The sequence below is a fragment of the Xenorhabdus yunnanensis genome (assembly GCF_028598805.1).
GTDB lineage: Bacteria > Pseudomonadota > Gammaproteobacteria > Enterobacterales > Enterobacteriaceae > Xenorhabdus > Xenorhabdus yunnanensis.
Genome location: NZ_JAQRFI010000217.1, coordinates 1 through 554, shown reverse-complemented (window position 1 = coordinate 554; position 554 = coordinate 1). Strand labels below are relative to the sequence as shown.

Genomic DNA, 554 nt, shown 5'->3' with positions numbered 1-554 from the left:
GTTTCGGTCAGTTGTTTATAGGTCATAGCGCATTTTCCTTTGGCGAGAAAGATGCCTACTATAGCAACTGACCGCCTTTCTTAGAAATTGCACTTATTAGGTGAATCCACGCAGTTTTAAAAATAGACAGATATTTATTTCCTTTGGGAATAAGGTGGATATTTATTTTTGGGCACAAATAATGAGCAAGCTCAGCATTACCCGCATCTATAAATAGATTGATCTCTGCGTTAGGATATGTTTTCTGTAAGAATTTTATTAATGGCTGAGTGCAAATAAGATCACCAAGTCCATTTCGACGTAAGATGGCTATTTTCATATGGAGGCTATTAAAATAAAATAAATTCTATCGTTTATAATTTGTGTAACTATAGCCAAAAATAGAAAACAATGATATTGAGTTTTGTTATTTGATAAAAATTGAATTTGTTCAAATATTGATCTATACCAATCGCCATTGAAGATGCTTGATTTATCCCCCAAACCAGACCATGCTTGCAACCATGAAAATTCATCTGACACCAGAACAAAAACGTGCCCTCGAATTGATGCAT

1 protein-coding gene is annotated in these 554 nt (G+C 34.1%); it reads right to left on the bottom strand.

Annotation, left to right across the window (positions count from 1 at the left end; translation table 11 throughout):
• Positions 1 to 315: 315 nt before the first annotated feature.
• Positions 316 to 554 (bottom strand): hypothetical protein (locus PSI23_RS21895; RefSeq protein WP_273557032.1); only part of this gene is annotated, 239 nt, incomplete at its 5' end.